Origin of the sequence: Streptomyces sp. NPDC052109, from assembly GCF_040680195.1 — a bacterium.
GTDB lineage: Bacteria > Actinomycetota > Actinomycetes > Streptomycetales > Streptomycetaceae > Streptomyces.
Map to the genome: position 1 here is coordinate 74,829 of NZ_JBFAWF010000021.1, position 18,192 is coordinate 93,020.

Below are 18,192 nucleotides of genomic sequence, written 5' to 3' on the forward strand. Positions count from 1 at the left end.
ACGGAGACGACTGTCATGACCGAGAGCACCACCATCCGCTGGGAGCAGGACGACACCGGTGTCGTCACCCTCGTCCTGGACGACCCCAACCAGTCCGCGAACACCATGAACCAGGCGTTCCGCGACTCCCTCGCCGCGATCACCGACCGGCTGGAAGCCGAGAAGGACACCATCCGCGGCGTCATCTTCACCTCCGCCAAGAAGACCTTCTTCGCGGGCGGCGACCTGCGCGACCTGATCCGGGTCACCCCCGAGACCGCTCAGGAACTGTTCGACGGCGGCCTCGCCATCAAGCGCAACCTGCGCCGCATCGAGACCCTCGGCAAGCCGGTCGTCGCCGCGATCAACGGCGCGGCCCTCGGCGGCGGTTTCGAACTCGCCCTCGCCTGCCACCACCGGGTCGCCCTCGACACCTCCGGCACGAAGATCGGCTGCCCCGAGGTCACCCTCGGCCTGCTCCCCGGGGGTGGCGGAGTCGTCCGTACCGTACGGCTGCTGGGCATCGCGGACGCGCTGCTGAAGGTGCTCCTCCAGGGCCAGCAGTACAACGCGCGGCGCGCCCAGGAGAACGGCCTCGTCCACGAGGTCGCCGCCACGCGGGAGGAGCTGCTCGCCAAGGCCCGCGCCTTCATCGACGCCAACCCCGAGTCCCAGCAGCCCTGGGACAAGCCCGGATACAAGATCCCCGGCGGCACCCCGGCCAACCCGAGGTTCGCCGCCAACCTGCCCGCCTTCCCGGCCACCCTGCGCAAGCAGACGAACGGCGCGCCGTACCCGGCCCCGCGCAACATCCTCGCCGCGGCCGTCGAGGGCTCGCAGGTGGACTTCGAGACGGCCCAGGTCATCGAGGCCCGCTACTTCGTGGAGCTGGCCGCCGGACAGACCTCGAAGAACATGATCCAGGCCTTCTTCTTCGACCTCCAGGCCGTCAACTCCGGCGCCAACCGGCCCCAGGGCATCGAGCCCCGCCAGGTGCGGAAGGTCGCCGTCCTCGGCGCCGGCATGATGGGGGCGGGCATCGCGTACTCCTGCGCCCGGGCGGGCATCGACGTCGTCCTGAAGGACGTCTCGCTGGAAGCGGCGACCAAGGGCAAGGGCTACTCCGAGAAGCTGTGCGCCAAGGCCGTCGCCAAGGGCCGTACCAGCCAGGAGAAGGCGGACGCCCTGCTCGCCCGGATCACCCCCTCCGCCGAGGTCGCCGACCTCGCGGGCTGCGACGCGGTGATCGAGGCCGTCTTCGAGGACACCGCGCTCAAGCACAAGGTGTTCCAGGAGATCGAGTCCGTCGTCGCCCCGGACGCGCTGCTGTGCTCCAACACCTCCACCCTGCCCATCACCACGCTCGCCGAGGGCGTGGAGCGCCAGGGCGACTTCATCGGACTGCACTTCTTCTCGCCCGTCGACAAGATGCCGCTGGTGGAGATCATCAAGGGTGAGCGCACCGGTGAAGAGGCCCTGGCCCGGGCCTTCGACCTGGTCCGGCAGATCAACAAGACGCCGATCGTCGTCAACGACTCGCGCGGCTTCTTCACCTCCCGGGTCATCGGCCACTTCATCAACGAGGGCGTCGCCATGGTCGGCGAGGGCATCGAGCCCGCCTCCGTGGAGCAGGCCGCCGCCCAGGCCGGCTACCCGGCCAAGGTCCTCTCCCTGATGGACGAGCTGACTCTCACCCTCCCGCGCAAGATCCGCAACGAGACCCGGAGGGCCGTGACGGAGGCCGGCGGCACCTGGACGCCGCACCCGGCGGAGGCGGTCATCGACCGCATGGTCGACGAGTTCGGCCGCCCCGGCCGCAGCGGTGGCGCCGGCTTCTACGACTACACCGAGGACGGCAAGCGGGCCGCGCTGTGGCCGGGCCTGCGCGAGCACTTCACCGAGCCCGGCCACGAGATCCCCTTCCGGGACATGCAGGAGCGGATGCTCTTCTCCGAGGCGCTCGACACCGTACGGCTCCTCGAAGAGGGCGTCCTCACCTCCGTCGCCGACGCCAACATCGGCTCGATCCTCGGCATCGGCTTCCCGGGCTGGACCGGCGGCGTCCTGCAGTACATCAACGGCTACGAAGGCGGTCTGCCCGGATTCGTGGCCCGCGCGCGGGAACTGGCCGAGACCTATGGCGAGCGGTTCACCCCGCCGGCGCTGCTCGTGGAGAAGGCCGAGAAGGGGGAGCCGTTCAGCGACTCAGTCCGTTCCTGACCCGGTGACCCACTCGCTCAGCTCTTCCCGCAGCGACCGCTGGAACGTCGTCAGCAGCGCCTGCACCACCAAGGGATGCATGTGCGCCGAGAGGGACTTCACGTCCCGGGCGTCACGCTCCGCCACCTCGCTGCGGAAGAGCTGGGAGAGTTCGTGAGCCGCGGCGCGCGAGTGCTCGCTGAGCACCTTGCGCGCCGCGAGGATCGCCTCCTGCGACAGCGGTACGTCGAGGAGCTGCACGGTGAGCCGCAGCAGCCCGGAGTCGACGCGGAAGGTGCCGCCGTCCGGTGCGCCGTCGTTCGTCTCGTCACCGTCCGGTGCGTCGCCGTCCTCGTCGGCGTCGGCCGCCATGACGACGTTCATCGCCGCCAGCCGATCCAGGTCCTCGGGAGTGAGTGGCCGTCCCGCCCGGCGCTCCAGTTCCCGCCGCGACACCGTCTCCACCGTGTCCGGCGCCCAGGACGCGACCACCGCCCGGTGAATGGCCAGGTCGTGGGGGGTGAGGTCGGCAGGCAGCCGGCGCAGGTACCGCTCGATCGCCGACAGGGTCATGCCCTGCTGCTGCAACTCCTCGATCAGGGCCAGCCGCGCCACGTGCTCGGGACCGTACTGCCCCACGCGCCGTGGCCCGATCGCCGGTGGCGGCAGCAGGCCCCTGCTGCCGTAGAAGCGGACGGTGCGGACCGTGACGCCCGCCCGGGCGGCCAGCTCGTCGATGGTGAGGGGCGTCTCCCCGGCATCGGTCGTCATGTGCAGCAGTATCGCTGTCTCACCAGTGGTGTGAAACCCATGGTGAACACCGAGTGAACCATGGATGGATCATGTGAGAAGTAACGCTCTGTGACGTGTGCCACCGCGTACCACGGAACCTTCTGGGAAGCTGCTGCCTTGGTCTGTACCGCGACTCGACAGGGTGGTGCGGGCCAAGCCCTGCACGTCCCCCGGACCCACGAGGTCCGGGCGCACCAGGAAGTGGTACCACCCGTGAGCAAGGACGCCGTGGAATCGGCACAGGCCGCCGCCAGCACCCAGGCGGCGCAGGCGGCCCGGACGCCCGCGGACGCGGGCGACGCCGGTTACAGCAAGGACCTCAAGGCCCGCCACGTCAACATGATCGCCATCGGTGGCGCCATCGGCACCGGACTCCTCCTGGGCGCCGGCGGCCGCCTGCACAACGCGGGCCCGGCGCTCGCCCTGGCCTATCTGGTCTGCGGCGTCTTCGCCTTCTTCGTCGTCCGGGCTCTGGGCGAGCTGGTCCTGTACCGCCCGTCCTCCGGATCGTTCGTGTCCTACGCCCGTGAGTTCCTCGGCGAGAAGGGCGCCTACGTCGCCGGCTGGATGTACTTCCTGAACTGGTCGACCACCGGTATCGCCGACATCACCGCGATCGCGCTCTACACGCACTACTGGTCCATGTTCACCAGCATTCCCCAGTGGCTGCTGGCCCTGATCGCCCTCGCGGTGGTCCTGGCCGTGAACCTGATCTCGGTGAAGATCTTCGGCGAGATGGAGTTCTGGTTCGCGATCATCAAGGTCGCCACCATCGTCGGCTTCATGCTGATCAGCATTTTCCTGCTCGCCACCCAGCACAAGGTCGGCGGCCACACCCCCGGCCTGAGCGTCATCGGCGACCACGGCGGACTCTTCCCGCACGGCGCGATGCCGGTCGTCCTGGTCATGCAGGGCGTGATCTTCGCCTACGCCGCCCTGGAGCTGGTCGGCGTCGCCGCCGGCGAGACCGCCGAGCCGGAGAAGGTGGTCCCGCGCGCGGTGAACTCGATCATGTGGCGCGTGGGCCTGTTCTACGTCGGCTCGGTCGTGCTGCTCGCCCTGCTGCTGCCCGGCTCGGTGTACTCCGCCGACGAGAGCCCGTTCGTCACGGTCCTGTCGAAGATCGGCGTCCCGGCGGCCGGCGACGTCATGAACCTGGTCGTGCTGACCGCCGCGATGTCCTCGCTGAACTCCGGCCTGTACTCCACCGGCCGCATCCTGCGCTCCATGGCCATGGCGGGCTCGGCGCCGAAGTTCACCGCCCGGATGAACCGCAACCAGGTGCCCTACGGCGGCATCCTGCTGACCTGCGCGGTCTGCGTGCTCGGCGTCGGCCTGAACTACCTGGTGCCCAGCCAGGCCTTCGAGATCGTGCTGAACGTCGCCTCCCTCGGCATCATCAGCACCTGGGTGATCATCATGCTCTGCCACATGATCTTCGTCCGCCGCGCCCGCGCGGGCCTGGTGACCCGGCCGCGCTTCCAGCTGAAGTTCAGCCCTGCCACCGAGGTCGCCACGATCGCCTTCCTGCTGGTCTGCCTCGGCATGATGTGGAACGACCCCGATGTCGGCCGCAAGACCCTGCTCCTCATCCCGGTGATCGCCGTCATGCTGGTCGCCGGCTGGTTCGGTGTACGCCGCCGGGTGGCGCGGAACACCGACCGGGAACTGTCCGAACTCACGAAGTAGCGGCCCCGGAAAAGCCCTGAGCCACTGTCGGTGGCATCGCCTACGGTGGCGTCATGTCGGAGATCACGTATGTCCGGGGTGACGCCACCGTGCCGTCGGTCAAGGGCGTCAAGGTGATCGCCCATGTCTGTAACGACATCGGCGGCTGGGGGAGGGGCTTCGCGCTCTCGCGTCGCTGGCCGGAGCCGGAGGCGGCGTACCGCGCCTGGCACCGCGACCGCGCCCACGACGACTTCGGGCTCGGCGCGGTCCAGCTGGTCCGGGTCGAGCCGTGTCTGTGGGTGGCCAACATGATCGGCCAGCGCGGTATCAGGACGGGCAGCAAGGGCGTCCCCGTCCGCTACGAGGCGATCGACACCGCCCTCGCCCGCCTCGCCGACGAAGTGATCGCGCTCGGTGCGTCCGTGCACATGCCCCGCATAGGCTGCGGCCTGGCGGGCGGCACATGGTCCCGCATCGAGCCGCTCATCACCGAGCGACTGGCGAAGCGAGGGATCAGGGTGAGGGTGTACGACCACGCAGAGGGCGGCCGATGAGCTCGCACACGCCCGCGACGGACGTCCTGGTGCTGGGCGGAGCCGGCGTGGACACGATCATCCACGTGCCCGCACTGCCCCTGCCGTACGCGGACAGCTACATGATCGACTCCGGGATCCGCACCCGGGCCGGGCAGACCGGCGACTTCGTCGCTCTGGGCCTCGCCGCACTCGGTCTGCGCACCCACCACGTCGACCTCGTCGGCGACGACCCCGAGGGCGACCTCGTGCGGGCCCTGCACCACGAGCACGGCATCGGACTGACGGCACTGCCGCAGCCCGCCGGCACCAAGCGGGCGGTGAACCTGGTCGGCCCGGACGGCCGCCGCCTGTCCCTGTACGACACCAGCCGCGCCCGCCCCGGCGACCGCTTCCCGCCGGAGATGCTGCGCATGCTGGCCGGAGCGAGCCGGCATGTGCACGTGACGATCACCCAGCCCTGCGCCGAGGCCCTGCCCGTGCTCACCGCGACGGGCGTACCCCTGTCGACGGATCTCCACGACTGGGACGGGGAGAACGGATACCACGAGCCGTTCGCGTACGCGGCGGACGTCGTCTTCCTGTCGGCCGCCGCGCTGACCGACCCCGAGCGGACCATGCGGCGCATAGCCGAGCGGGGCCGGGCCGAGGTGGTCGTCGCCACCGCCGGAGCCGACGGTGCTCGGCTGCTCGCCGACGGCGTACTGACCCACGTGCCCGCGGCGCTGCCGCCCGCGCCGGTGGTGGACTCCAACGGCGCGGGCGACGCCTTCGCCGCCGCGTTCCTCTACGGCCGGCTCAGCGGCGAGCCGCCGCGTGTCTGTGCCCGCTACGGCGCGGTCGCGGGCGCGTACGCCTGCACGGTCCCGGCCTCCCGGGCGGAGTCGATGGGCCGGGACGAACTGCTGAGACGGGCGGCGGCGCCGAGACCCTAGACAGCCGCGGGTCAGCGCCCGTGGCCGCCGTGCGCCGCCTCGATCTTCTTCCAGGACCTGGGCTGGGCCACGGGCGTGTCGGCCTTGGCCAGGGACGCGGCGCGGGCCGCGGGCGCGGCCGGCTTGGACGGCTGGAAGAGCCAGGTGTCGAACAGCGCTGCCAGAGGCTTGCCGGACACCTGCTCGGCGTACTTCTGGAAGTCGGCCACCGAGGCGTTGCCGTACGCGTGCTCCTTGGGCCAGCCCTTCAGGATGCGGAAGAAGGCGTCGTCGCCGACGGCGTTGCGCAGCGCCTGGATGGCGAGGGCACCGCGGTCGTAGACGGCGTCGTCCAACTGGTTGTCCGGGCCCGGGTCACCGGGCTCGACCGTCCAGAAGGAGTCGTCGGCGGGGTGGGAGGCGTACACGTAGTCGGCGAGCTGCTGTGTGGTGCCCTCGCCCTCGTGCTCCGACCACAGCCACTGCGCGTACGTCGCGAAGCCCTCGTTGAGCCAGATGTCCTTCCAGCCCTTCAGCGACACGTCGTCGCCGTACCACTGGTGGGCCAGCTCATGCACCACCACCGAGGTGTTGGAGCCCTTCGCGAACTGCTTCGGGCTGTAGTAGACGCGGGTCTGGGTCTCCAGCGCGTACCCGGTCGTGGTGTTCGGCACGTACCCGCCGGCCGAGCTGAAGGGATACGGCCCGAAGTAGTTGCTCAGCCAGTCGACGATCTCGCCGGTGCGCTCCACGCTCGCCCGCGCGGCCCCGTCGTTGTCGCCGAGATCCTTGCTGTAGGCGTTGAGGACGGGCACCCCGCCGTCGGAGGTGCTGGTGGTGATGTCGAACCTGCCGATGGCGAGGGTGGCCAGATAGGTCGCCTGCGGCTTGTTCTGCCGCCAGCTGTAGCGGGTCCAGCCGAGCTTCGAACTGGTCGCCTGCAGCGTGCCGTTGGAGATGGCCTGGGTCCCGTCCGGCACGGCCACCGACACGTCGTAGGTGGCCTTGTCGCTCGGATGGTCGTTGCTCGGGAACCACCACCAGGCCGCTTCGGGCTCGTCGGCCGCCACCGCGCCGTCCGGCGTGCGGTGCCATGTGTCGAAGCCGTACGCGCTCTTCGTCGACGGCACCCCGCTGTAGCGGACGACGACCGTGATCGGCGTGCCCTTCGCCAGCGGGTTCTTCGGCGTGATCACCAGCTCGTGCTGTCCGGAGGTGGTGAAGGCGGCCTTGGCGCCGTCGACCCGCACCTCGCTCACGTCCAGCAGGAAGTCCAGGTCGAAGCTGGACAGGTCCTGCGTGGTCCGCGCCAGGATCGTGGCGGTGCCCTGCAGCTCGTCCGTCTTCGGCTGGTACTGCAGCCTCAGGTCGTAGTGCGAGACGTCGTAGCCGCCGTTGCCGTAGTACGGGTAGTAGGGGTCGCCGATGCCCGGCGTGCCGGGGGAGTAGCTCGCGGCCGATGCCGGGATCGCCAGCAGGAGGGAGGCCGCCGCCAGTGCGCCCGGCGCGATGATTCTGCGGTGCACGTCAGCTCCAAGTCGTCGGGACTTCACGTCCGTTCGGAGTCCTTCGGAGAACTCTGTTCGGAGCCTATTCAGTCCCTGTGGCCTCTGACCTGTCCATGGCCCCTGCTGTCACACGATCGCCATTCGGCTGTCATCGGCCCGCGAGTCGCCGGAAAGCCCTCTTCAGTACGGGAGTTCGCCGGGGTACCGTCCGCGCATGCCGATTCGCACCCTCGTACGCACGCGCTTCACGATCTGGAGAGCGCTCGCGACCGCGGTCGTCGCCATCCTGACGGCCGCCTTCCTCACCCCGTCCGCCGCACAGGCCGCCGCGCCCCGCGAGAGCCGGCCCGTCTACTCCTACGCCCACGCCGTCCGCGAGTCCGTGTGGGTGGACACCGGCCTCGACGAGGACGGCGACGGCAGGAGCGACCGTGTCGCCGCCGACATCGTCCGGCCTGCGGAGCCGGCCCGCGAGGGCCGCAAGGTGCCCGTCATCATGGACGCCAGCCCCTACTACTCGTGCTGCGGACGCGGCAACGAGAGCCAGGTCAAGACGTACGACTCGCACGGCCATGTCGTCCAGATGCCGCTCTTCTACGACAACTACTTCGTGCCCCGCGGCTACGCCTTCGTCGGCGTCGACCTCGCCGGCACCAACCGCTCCGACGGCTGCGTCGACGTCGGCGGCCGCTCCGACATCCAGTCCGCGAAGGCCGTCGTCGACTGGCTGAACGGCCGGGCCACGGCGTACACCAGCCGGACCGGGACCACGACCGTCAAGGCCACCTGGACCAACGGCCGCACCGGCATGATCGGCAAGAGCTGGGACGCCACGATCGCCAACGGCGTCGCCGCCACCGGCGTCAAGGGTCTGAAGACCATCGTCCCGATCAGCGGCATCTCCTCCTGGTACGACTACTACTTCGCACAGGGCGCCCCGCTGTACGACGGCGGCCCCGACGAACTGGCCGGCTACGTCGAGAGCGACGCGGCACACGCCCACTGCGCGGCCGTACAGAAGGAACTCGCCGACGGCAGCCCGCGCAGCGGAGACTGGACCGGGCTGTGGAACGAACGGGACTACGTCAAGGACGCGGCGAACGTGCGCGCCAGCGTGTTCCTGGTGCACGGCATGCAGGACCTCAACGTCCGCACCAAGCACTTCGGGCAGTGGTGGGACGCCCTCGCGAAGCACGGCGTCGATCGGAAGATCTGGCTCTCCCAGACCGGCCATGTCGACCCCTTCGACTACCGGCGCGGCGCCTGGGTCGACACCCTGCACCGCTGGTTCGACCACGAACTCCTCGGCTACGACAACGGAATCGACCGCGAGCCGATGGCCGACATCGAACGCCACCCCGACCAATGGGTCACCTCCCGGGTCTGGCCCCCGCAGACCACCCGCACCACCGTCCTGCACCCGGCCCCCGGCACCAAGGCCGGCGTCGGCACGCTCGGCCTGCGCCCGGCCACCGGCAGCGAGAGCTTCACCGACGACCCGAAACTGAGCGAGACGGACTGGGCGGCCCACCTCACCGCGCCGACTCCGGAGAAGGCCGGGTTCCTCACCGCACCGCTCACCCATGACCTGCGCCTGTCCGGCTCGTCCACGGTGACGGTGACCGCGACGCCGACCACCACCTCGGCCCATCTGTCCGCCGTCCTGGTCGACCTCGGCCCGGACACCATCCGCGACTACGCGGACGCCGCCGAAGGCATCACCACGCTCGGCAACCGCACCTGCTGGGGCGCGAGCACGGCCGGGGACAGCGCCTGCTTCAAGGAGACCGAGGCCAAGACGGCCAAGGTCGACTACACCGTGTTCAGCCGCGGCTGGGCCGACCTCGGCCACTACGCCTCCCTCACCAAGGGCGTCCCGCTCACTCCGGGCAAGGCGTACACGATGACCCTCCGCCTCGCGGCCACCGACCACGTCGTGCCTCAGGGGCACCGGCTTGCCCTGATCATCGCGGGCACGGACAAGGACCTCATCGACCCGCCGTCCACGAAGCCGACGCTCACGGTGGCCCTGTCGGGTACGACGGCCGGGCTCCCGCTGGTCGGGGGCGCGGCGGCGTTCGCCCGGGCCACGTCCGGCACCACGGCCGCGGCTCCCGTGCCGGCCGCCTTGCAGGGGGTCCGCGCACCCCGAGTCGGCCGGCACGTCCCGCAGTAGTCGCCGCTGGGCCAGGCCCGTCCGCCGCGTGCGGCGGACGGGCCGTGGGGTCTTCCGACGCTTTCCGGATGCGCGGCCGTCGGCTCCCCAGCGCGGGCAAGCGGACCCGCCCCGCGCCGGGGCCCGTTCAGGCGGCCGGAAACGCCAACCCGGCCGCCTCCCGCGCGCATCCCCACGCCACCGTCACCCCGGCCCCGCCGTGCCCGTAGTCGTGCACCAGCACACGCCCGCCGGGCAGCGGCTCCCGTTCCAGCCGTACCGCCTCCCGCACCGGCCGCAATCCCACCCGATGGTCCAGCACCCGGGCCCCCGCGATCTCCGGCCGAACCACCGCGCACCGGGCCACGATCGTCTCGGCGGTGGCCGGGTCCGGATCCAGGGACCAGTCGTCCTCCTCGGCCGTACCGCCGAGCAGCAGCCCGCCCGGCTGAGGGATGAAGTAGGTGGAGGTGTCGCGGGAGTGGCCGACGGACGTGAACCAGGTGGTGATCCCCGGATTCTCCACGACCACCAGCTGTCCCCGCACCGGACGCACCGCCGGGTCCGGCACCAGCGAACGCGCGCCAAGGCCCGTGCAGTTGACGACGACCGGCGCGGGCACCGCGGCCAGATCGGCCACCTCGCGGACCTCCACCACCCCTCCGGCCCTCGCGAGCCGCTCCCGCAGCCACGCCAGATGCACCGGCATGTCGATCACCGGCAGCCGCGCCGCGAGACCCTCGGCCACGGCCCGCAGGCCCGGCACCCGGCCCGCCCAGGCGCCCAGTTCGTCCAGCCGGGTCCCCCGGTGTACGCCGTCGACCAGGCGTACGCCCGTCTCCTCCGGCCGGTCCGCCAGCTCCCCGAACACGGCGAGGGACTCGAGCGCCCACGCACCGACCAGCGGCTCCGGCTCGATGCGGTACGGCCACCACAGGCCGCCGGCGACCGCCGAGGTCGTACGCTCCGCGGGCTCCCGTGCCCACACCCGTACCCGACGCCCGGACTCGGCCAGCACCACGGCCGTCGTCAGGCCGACGACCCCGCTCCCGACCACGATCACCGCGTCACTCGGCTCGCTGTCCACCCCCAGGACGATAGGCCCTGTCCGGCCGACTCTGTCATGCTGCGCTCACATCCGTGCCGGTGTGGGGATACTCACAGCATGTCTGCCGCATACGCGACCTTCGGCCTGGCACCGGCGATCCGCGCCGGCGGTGTGCTCGCCGACGGCGGCTACCAGGTCCACCGCGACTTCGTGGACTTCGTCGTGGACGGCCGTCCGCTCCTGTTCCGGCTGTCCGACCTGGACGCCGTGTCCCCGCTCGCCTCGGACGTCCCGCCCGCCATCTTCACCGCGCAGGTGCGCGCGCTCCTGCTGGAGGCCGAACCGCCGCTCCCGGACGGCCGGTTCGTCATCTACGGCTGTCCCGAGTGCGCGGACCTGGGCTGCGGAGCGGTCACCGCCGTCATCGAGCGCGACGGCGAGGACTACATCTGGCGGGATTTCGCCTGGCAGACGGACGAGCACGCCGACCTGGAGCTCAACGGCTACCACGGCATAGGGCCGTTCCGCTTCCAGGGCGCCGAGTACCGCGCCGCACTCGGCGCCCTGACGGACGGCTCCTGCGGACCGCCGCGCCGGCGGGTGCTGCTGATCGGCGCCCGGGTCGCGGTCCTGGCCAAGCTGGCCGCCGCGTTGCGCGCCATCGGCATCGGCGCCGACATCAGCCAGGAGGCCCGGGAGGTCTCCGCCGAGGAGCTCCGCGGGTACGGCGCGGTCGCCTTCGGCCGCGCGGTCGGCGAGGCCGAACGGGGCGCCGTACTGGGGACCTTCGAGCGCGCCGGAGTCGACGTCGCCCGGGTGGACGGCCTGGCCCCGATCGTGCCGTTGCTCGTCGCCCAGATCGAGCACGCCCTGGACCGCAGCCCGCTCCCGCAGCGCCGGCTCACCGGGCTGGCCCTCGCCGACGGTGCCGCGCAGGTCGAGGTGACCTCGGCATGCCGGGTGCGGATCACCGCCTACCGCCTCGACCGGCTCTACCGCACCCACACCCGCGAGGTGTTCGACGGCGTCCTGGAGCCCGGCCGGCACCGTGTCCCGCTGGACCCGAAGGCGGTCAAGGGGGAGGCGTACGTCGTCGCCCGGACGACGGGAGGCGTGCTCGCGGCACCGGTCACCGGCGGAAAACGCGGCTGAGTCGCGGGCTCCGGGCCCGTTAAGATCGGCGTCCTGATGACTGCCACCCTCGTCGCCAAGAACCTCGCCGCCGGGCACGGAGACCGCTCCCTCTTCTCCGGGCTGGACCTCGTCGTCGCACCCGGAGACGTGATCGGTCTCGTCGGTGCCAACGGCGCGGGCAAGTCCACCCTGCTGAGGCTGCTAGCCGGCCTCACCCCGCCCGAGCAGGGTGAGCTGAGGCTGTCCCCGCCGACCGCGACCGTCGGCCATCTGCCGCAGGAGCCCGAGCGCAGGCCGGGGGAGACCGTCCGGGAGTTCCTGGCCCGCCGCACCGGTGTCGCCGAGGCCCAGCGCGTCATGGACGAGGCCACCCAGGCCCTGGTCGACGGCGCGCCCGGCGCCGACGACGCCTACGCGACCGCCCTCGAGCGCTGGCTCGGCCTCGGCGGCGCCGACCTGGAGGAGCGCGCCGAGGAGATCGCCGACTCCCTCGGCCTCACCGTCGACCTGGACCAGCCGATGACCTCCCTGTCCGGCGGCCAGGCGGCCCGCGCCGGCCTGGCCTCGCTCCTGCTGTCCCGGTACGACGTGTTCCTGCTGGACGAGCCCACCAACGACCTCGACCTGGACGGCCTGGAGCGCCTGGAGCGCTTCGTCACCGGTCTGCGCGCCGGCACGGTCGTCGTCAGCCACGACCGCGAGTTCCTCACCCGCACGGTCACCAAGGTCCTCGAACTGGACCTGGCCCAGCGGCAGATCAACCTCTACGGCGGCGGCTACGAGGCCTACCTGGAGGAACGCGAGGTGGCCCGCCGGCACGCCCGCGAGGACTTCGAGGAGTACGCGGACAAGAAGGCCGCCCTCCAGGACCGTGCGCAGACGCAGCGGGCCTGGATGGACAAGGGTGTGAAGAACGCCCGGCGCAAGGCGGGCAACGACAACGACAAGATCGGCCGCAAGTTCCGCAGCGAGGCCAGCGAGAAGCAGGCCGCCAAGGCGCGCCAGACCCAGCGCATGATCGAGCGCCTGGAGGTGGTCGAGGAGCCCCGCAAGGAGTGGGAGCTGCGCATGGAGATCGCGTCCGCCCCGCGCTCCGGCGCGGTCGTCGCGACCCTGCGCGACGCAGAGGTGCGGCGCGGTGACTTCAGCTTCGGCCCCGTCTGCCTGCAGATCGACTGGGCGGACCGGGTCGCGGTCACCGGGGCCAACGGTGCCGGCAAGTCGACCCTGCTCGGCGCGCTGCTCGGCCGGATCCCGCTCGACTCCGGACACGCCGCGCTCGGCCCGGGCGTCCTGGTCGGGGAGGTCGACCAGGCCCGCAAGCTCTTCCACGGCACCGAGGCCCTGCTGGACGCCTTCTGCGCGGCCGTCCCGGACACCGAGCCGGTCGACGTCCGTACCCTGCTCGCCAAGTTCGGGCTGAAGTCCGGCCACGTCCTGCGCCCGGCCGCGACCCTCTCCCCGGGCGAACGCACCCGCGCCGCCCTGGCCCTCCTGCAGGCCCGGGGCGTCAACCTCCTGGTCCTGGACGAGCCCACGAACCACCTCGACCTGCCCGCCATCGAACAACTGGAACAGGCCCTCGACGCCTACGAGGGCACCCTGCTTCTGGTCACCCACGACCGCCGCATGCTGGACGCGGTCCGGGTGACCCGGCGCCTGGAGGTGGCGGACGGCAAGGTGACGGAGCGGTAGCGCCGCGCTGGGCGTGCCGGGGCGTGCCGTCGCCCGTCCCCGGCTCCTTCGTGGCTGGTGGCCCAGTCTCCCAGGGCCCCTCAGGGCGCTGCGGCGGCGGCCTGCCGCGCCGCTCGCTCCACCCGGGCGACGTGCTCGGGGTCGTGCGGCGCCACGTTCAGCCCGTCCGGCCGCCGGCCCGCCGTCCCGTCGATCAGCTCCCGCACGATGTCGGCGCGTCCGGCATGCCGCTGGGTCTCGGCGATCATGTGGGTCAGGATCCGGTGCAGGGTCGTCTCCTTCGGCGCGCCCGGCACCCGGCCGACCGCGTCCAGGGGGAGCGCCGCGATGGTCTCGTCCGAGTGGGCGCAGGCCCGTCCGTACAGGTCGACGATGTCCTCGCGGATCTCGTCGGCCCGTGCCCAACAGATCCGCGTCCGGCTCGGCGTCACCGGTGATCCACAAGGGCGTACCGGCGAACGGCCGGCCGAAGGCGGCCCCGAAGTACAGCGCCTCGGCGCCGGTCAGATGCTTCACCGGGCCCAGCAGATTCGTGCCCGTCGGAGTGAGGGGCCGCCGCATGTCGTACTCCGGCAGGCCGCCCAGCTTCCACAGCAGTACGTCGCGGGCGTCCTGGAGGTACACCCGCAGGTCGTCCTTGGGATCCGTCATGGGCCCAGTCTGCCGACGGGGTGACCATGGTCCACCGGTTTTCCGGGGGCGGGCGGAGGCACCCTCCGGGCAGGAGGGTGCCTCGTCGGCCGAGCGAGGCGGACGGGCGGTGGGACGACCTGTCCCCGGGGCGGATTCCCCGGGGACGCGGCCGAGGCCCCGCGGGGTCAGCGCTTCCTGGGGTCCAGCAGGCCCGCGCGGCGCAGTGCGTCGGCCATCGCGCTGTTGGCGGGCGGCGGGGCCTGGCGGCCGCCCCGGTCGCCGCCGCGGCCCTCGCGCCGGCCCTGGCCGCCGCCCTGCCGCTGCTGCGGCGGACGGGCGCCGCCGCGCTGCTGACGGCCGCCGCCCTGCCCCTGCACAGCGGCCTCGTCGTCCAGGCGCATGGTCAGGGCGATCCGCTTGCGCGGGATGTCCACGTCGAGGACCTTCACCTTCACGATGTCACCGGGCTTGGCGACATCGCGCGGGTCCTTGACGAACGTCCTGGACATCGCCGACACGTGCACCAGGCCGTCCTGGTGGACGCCGACGTCCACGAACGCCCCGAAGGCGGCCACGTTCGTCACCACGCCCTCCAGGATCATCCCGGCGGACAGGTCGGAGATCTTCTCCACGCCCTCCTTGAAGGTCGCCGTCCTGAAGGCGGGACGCGGGTCGCGCCCGGGCTTCTCCAGCTCCTTCAGGATGTCCGTCACCGTCGGCAGACCGAAGGTGTCGTCCACGAAGTCGGCGGGCCTCAGCGAGCGCAGCACACCGGTGTTGCCGATGAGGGAGGCCACCTCCTGGCCGGTGGTCTTCACCATGCGGCGGACCACCGGGTAGGACTCGGGGTGCACGCTGGAGGAGTCCAGCGGGTCGTCGCCGCCGCGGATGCGCAGGAAGCCCGCGCACTGCTCGTACGCCTTCGGGCCGAGCCGCGCCACCTTCTTCAGCTCCGCGCGGGAGGCGAACGGACCGTTGGCGTCCCGGTGCGCCACGATGTTCTCGGCGAGGCCCGAGGAGATGCCCGAGACCCGCGAGAGCAGCGGCACGGACGCGGTGTTGACGTCCACGCCGACGCCGTTCACACAGTCCTCGACCACCGCGTCCAGCGAGCGGGACAGCTTCGCCTCGGACAGGTCGTGCTGGTACTGGCCGACGCCGATGGACTTCGGGTCGATCTTCACCAGCTCGGCCAGCGGGTCCTGCAGGCGCCGGGCGATGGAGACCGCGCCGCGCAGCGACACGTCCATGTCCGGCAGTTCGCGCGAGGCGTACGGCGACGCCGAGTACACCGACGCGCCCGCCTCGGACACCATCACCTTGGTGAGCTTCAACTCCGGGTGCCTGGTGATCAGTTCACCCGCGAGCTTGTCGGTCTCGCGGGAGGCGGTGCCGTTGCCGATCGCGACCAGCTCGACCGCGTGCTCCTCGGCGAGCCGGGCCAGCTTGGCGAGGGCCTCGTCCCACTTGTTGGCCGGGACGTGCGGGTAGATCACGTCGGTGGCGACGACCTTGCCGGTGGCGTCGACGACGGCCACCTTCACACCCGTGCGGAAGCCCGGGTCCAGACCCAGCGTCGTGCGCGTGCCCGCCGGGGCGGCCAGCAGCAGGTCGCGGAGATTGGCGGCGAAGACGTCGACCGCCTCGTCCTCGGCGGCCGTCCGCAGCCTCAGGCGCAGGTCGATGCCGAGGTGGACGAGGATGCGGGTACGCCAGGCCCAGCGGACCGTGTCCGCCAGCCACTTGTCGGCCGGCCGGCCCCGGTCGGCGATCCCGAACCGGTGCGCGACCATGCCCTCGTACGACGACGGGCCCTCCGTGGGCTCCTCCGGCTCCAGGACGAGATCGAGGACCTCCTCCTTCTCGCCGCGCAGCATCGCCAGGATGCGGTGGGAGGGCAGCTCCGTGAACGGCTCGGCGAAGTCGAAGTAGTCGGCGAACTTGGCGCCCGCCTCCTCCTTGCCCTCCCGCACCTTCGCGGCCAGCCGGCCGCGCACCCACATGCGCTCGCGCAGCTCGCCGATCAGGTCGGCGTCCTCCGAGAACCGCTCGGTGAGGATCGCCCGCGCGCCGTCCAGCGCGGCCTGCGGGTCGGCGACGCCCTTGTCGGCGTCCACGAACGCCGCGGCGGCGGCCAGGGGCTCCACCGTCGGGTCGGCCAGCAGACCCTCCGCGAGAGGCTCGAGACCGGCCTCGCGGGCGATCTGCGCCTTGGTCCGCCGCTTGGGCTTGTAGGGCAGGTAGATGTCCTCGAGCCGCGCCTTGGTCTCGGCGCCGCGGATCTGTGCCTGAAGCTCCTCGGTGAGCTTGCCCTGCTCGCGCACCGACTCCAGGATCGCGGTCCGGCGCTCCTCCAGTTCCCGCAGATAGCGCAGCCGCTCCTCGAGCGTGCGCAGCTGCGCGTCGTCGAGCATCTCGGTCGCTTCCTTGCGGTAGCGGGCGATGAAGGGCACCGTCGAACCGCCGTCGAGCAGTTCCACCGCGGCCTTCACCTGCCGCTCCCGTACGCCGAGTTCCTCGGCGATCCTGCCTTCGATGGATCCTGCTTCGATGGATCCGGGTGTCGTCACGATCCCGTACCGCCTTCTCCACTGAGGTTGCGCGGCAATTGTGGCAGGTGACACCGACAACCGGGGATCAGGGCGGCACGTGGCGGGAAGTCGTGGCCGGTTCAGGCACGGCCACCGTGTGCGGACGACGACGCTCCGCCGAACAACCGGGCGACGGCCCTGAAGGGCAGCGTGACCACCGTGGCGACGGCACCGCCGACCTGCCGCAGCACGTCTGCGAGGGCAGCGAACACGGAAATCTCCTCCTGTCGGTCGACTGACCTCCGGGTACCTCACCGGCCGGCCCTCATCGCGCGGCCATGGCAGAAAAGGTGGGAAAGTCGTCATTGCGGCCACTCGCGGGTCGGCGAAGAATCGGGGGCATGCCGCAGCGCACGCTCCTCTTCGTCCTCTTCGACGGCGTCCAGAGCCTCGACGTCACCGGTCCGCTGGAGGTGTTCGCCGGCGCCGAGAAGCACACGCCGGGCACGTACCGGCTCCGCACGGCCTCCCTGGACGGCGGCCCGGTGCGCACCTCCAGCGGCCTGACCCTCGTACCGGACGGGACGCTCACCGGGGCCCCCGATCCGCACACCCTGCTCGTGCCCGGCGGCGAGGGCACGCGCCTGCCCGACCCCCGGCTGATCGCCTGGCTGCGCTCCCGCGGGCCGCGCGCAACCCGTCTGGTGTCCGTGTGCACGGGCGCGATCCTGGTCGCCGCGGCCGGTCTGCTCGACGGCCGGCGGGCCACGACCCACTGGGCGTACTGCGACACACTCGCGCGCGAGCATCCGTCCGTCGCCGTGGATCCGGAGCCCATCTACGTCCGGGACGGCCACGTCGCCACCTCGGCGGGGGTGACCTCCGGCATCGACCTGGCGCTGGCGCTGGTCGAGGAGGACCTGGACCGGGACGTCGCCCTCGCCGTCGCCCGCCACCTGGTGGTCTTCCTGCGCCGGCCCGGCAACCAGGCGCAGTTCAGCGCCCAGCTGGCCGCCCAGACCGCCCGGCGCGCGCCCCTGAGGGAGGTCCAGCGGTGGATCACCGAGCACCCGGCCGGCGACCTCACGGTCGAGTCACTCGCCACCCGCGCCCGGCTGTCACCCCGCCACTTCGCACGCGCCTTCCGGGAGGAGACCGGCATGACACCCGGCCGCTACGTCGACCGGGTCCGCCTGGAACACGCCCGCCGCCTCCTGGAGGACACCGCCGACGGCGTCGAGGAGGTCGCGCGCGCCAGTGGCTACGGCACCCCCGAGGCCATGCGCCGCGCGTTCGTCAGGGCCCTCGGCACGGCCCCGGCGGAGTACCGCCGGCGCTTCCGCCCGGCCCTGACCCCCTGAAACCGCCCTCGCCGACCGGTCCCTCCTGCTGCCGGGGCC

General features: G+C 71.8%; 13 protein-coding genes and 1 pseudogene. 8 read left to right on the top strand and 6 right to left on the bottom strand.

Features of this window, described 5'->3' with window-relative positions; genetic code table 11:
- Positions 1 to 15: 15 nt before the first annotated feature.
- The gene (locus AB0L59_RS32430; RefSeq protein WP_365590216.1) at positions 16 to 2,199 is read left to right on the top strand and encodes a 3-hydroxyacyl-CoA dehydrogenase NAD-binding domain-containing protein; all 2,184 of its coding nucleotides are present in this window, start codon (positions 16 to 18) and stop codon (positions 2,197 to 2,199) included.
- Here AB0L59_RS32430 and AB0L59_RS32435 read toward each other — a convergent pair.
- The gene (locus AB0L59_RS32435; protein WP_365590217.1) at positions 2,185 to 2,949 is read right to left on the bottom strand and encodes a MerR family transcriptional regulator; all 765 of its coding nucleotides are present in this window, start codon (positions 2,947 to 2,949) and stop codon (positions 2,185 to 2,187) included. The genes AB0L59_RS32430 and AB0L59_RS32435 overlap by 15 nt on opposite strands.
- Before the next feature lie 234 nt (positions 2,950 to 3,183).
- Between AB0L59_RS32435 and AB0L59_RS32440 the strand changes: the two genes are divergently transcribed.
- From AB0L59_RS32440 to AB0L59_RS32450, 3 genes are read left to right on the top strand one after another with little or no spacing between them, the layout of a single operon-like run.
- Positions 3,184 to 4,659 carry an amino acid permease gene (locus AB0L59_RS32440; protein ID WP_365590218.1) on the top strand — a complete coding sequence of 492 codons (1,476 nt, stop codon included), beginning with the start codon at positions 3,184 to 3,186 and terminating at the stop codon, positions 4,657 to 4,659.
- A gap of 53 nt (positions 4,660 to 4,712) precedes the next feature.
- Positions 4,713 to 5,195, top strand: a complete 483-nt coding sequence (locus tag AB0L59_RS32445; RefSeq protein WP_365590219.1) for a macro domain-containing protein — start codon at positions 4,713 to 4,715, stop codon at positions 5,193 to 5,195.
- A complete protein-coding gene (locus AB0L59_RS32450; protein ID WP_365590220.1) occupies positions 5,192 to 6,109 on the top strand; it encodes a PfkB family carbohydrate kinase in 918 nt (305 codons plus the stop codon). Before AB0L59_RS32445 ends, AB0L59_RS32450 begins: the two co-directional genes overlap by 4 nt.
- A gap of 11 nt (positions 6,110 to 6,120) precedes the next feature.
- On the opposite strand, the gene AB0L59_RS32455 is transcribed toward AB0L59_RS32450, so the two are convergent.
- A complete protein-coding gene (locus AB0L59_RS32455; RefSeq protein WP_365590221.1) occupies positions 6,121 to 7,614 on the bottom strand; it encodes a M1 family metallopeptidase in 1,494 nt (497 codons plus the stop codon).
- Between the two features lie 196 nt (positions 7,615 to 7,810).
- Between AB0L59_RS32455 and AB0L59_RS32460 the strand changes: the two genes are divergently transcribed.
- Positions 7,811 to 9,772 carry a Xaa-Pro dipeptidyl-peptidase gene (locus AB0L59_RS32460; RefSeq protein ID WP_365590222.1) on the top strand — a complete coding sequence of 654 codons (1,962 nt, stop codon included), beginning with the start codon at positions 7,811 to 7,813 and terminating at the stop codon, positions 9,770 to 9,772.
- Between the two features lie 127 nt (positions 9,773 to 9,899).
- Here the strand turns inward: AB0L59_RS32460 and AB0L59_RS32465 are convergent, their stop codons facing one another.
- Positions 9,900 to 10,814 carry an FAD-dependent oxidoreductase gene (locus tag AB0L59_RS32465; protein WP_365590279.1) on the bottom strand — a complete coding sequence of 305 codons (915 nt, stop codon included), beginning with the start codon at positions 10,812 to 10,814 and terminating at the stop codon, positions 9,900 to 9,902.
- A gap of 102 nt (positions 10,815 to 10,916) precedes the next feature.
- On the opposite strand from AB0L59_RS32465, the gene AB0L59_RS32470 reads away from it, so the two are divergent.
- Both AB0L59_RS32470 and AB0L59_RS32475 read left to right on the top strand, forming a co-directional pair.
- Complete coding sequence (locus tag AB0L59_RS32470; protein WP_365590223.1) at positions 10,917 to 11,951, top strand: oxidoreductase; 1,035 nt, start codon at positions 10,917 to 10,919, stop codon at positions 11,949 to 11,951.
- A 36-nt stretch (positions 11,952 to 11,987) separates the two neighbouring features.
- The gene (locus tag AB0L59_RS32475; protein WP_365590224.1) at positions 11,988 to 13,628 is read left to right on the top strand and encodes an ABC-F family ATP-binding cassette domain-containing protein; all 1,641 of its coding nucleotides are present in this window, start codon (positions 11,988 to 11,990) and stop codon (positions 13,626 to 13,628) included.
- 80 nt (positions 13,629 to 13,708) lie between these two features.
- Here the strand turns inward: AB0L59_RS32475 and AB0L59_RS32480 are convergent.
- The 3 genes and pseudogenes from AB0L59_RS32480 to AB0L59_RS32490 form a co-directional block, all read right to left on the bottom strand.
- Positions 13,709 to 14,279 (bottom strand): annotated as a pseudogene (locus tag AB0L59_RS32480) (DinB family protein).
- Positions 14,280 to 14,446: 167 nt separating this feature from the next.
- Entirely contained in the window at positions 14,447 to 16,831 is a 2,385-nt protein-coding gene (locus AB0L59_RS32485) for a Tex family protein (protein ID WP_365590225.1), read from the bottom strand.
- Positions 16,832 to 16,932: 101 nt separating this feature from the next.
- On the bottom strand, positions 16,933 to 17,064 hold the full coding sequence (locus AB0L59_RS32490; RefSeq protein ID WP_365590226.1) for an LPFR motif small protein: 132 nt from the start codon (positions 17,062 to 17,064) through the stop codon (positions 16,933 to 16,935).
- A gap of 129 nt (positions 17,065 to 17,193) precedes the next feature.
- Here AB0L59_RS32490 and AB0L59_RS32495 point away from each other — a divergent pair, with 129 nt between their 5' ends.
- Positions 17,194 to 18,153: a GlxA family transcriptional regulator gene (locus AB0L59_RS32495; RefSeq protein WP_365590227.1), complete on the top strand. Its 960-nt coding sequence runs from the start codon at positions 17,194 to 17,196 to the stop codon at positions 18,151 to 18,153.
- The last annotated feature ends 39 nt before the right edge of the window (positions 18,154 to 18,192 follow it).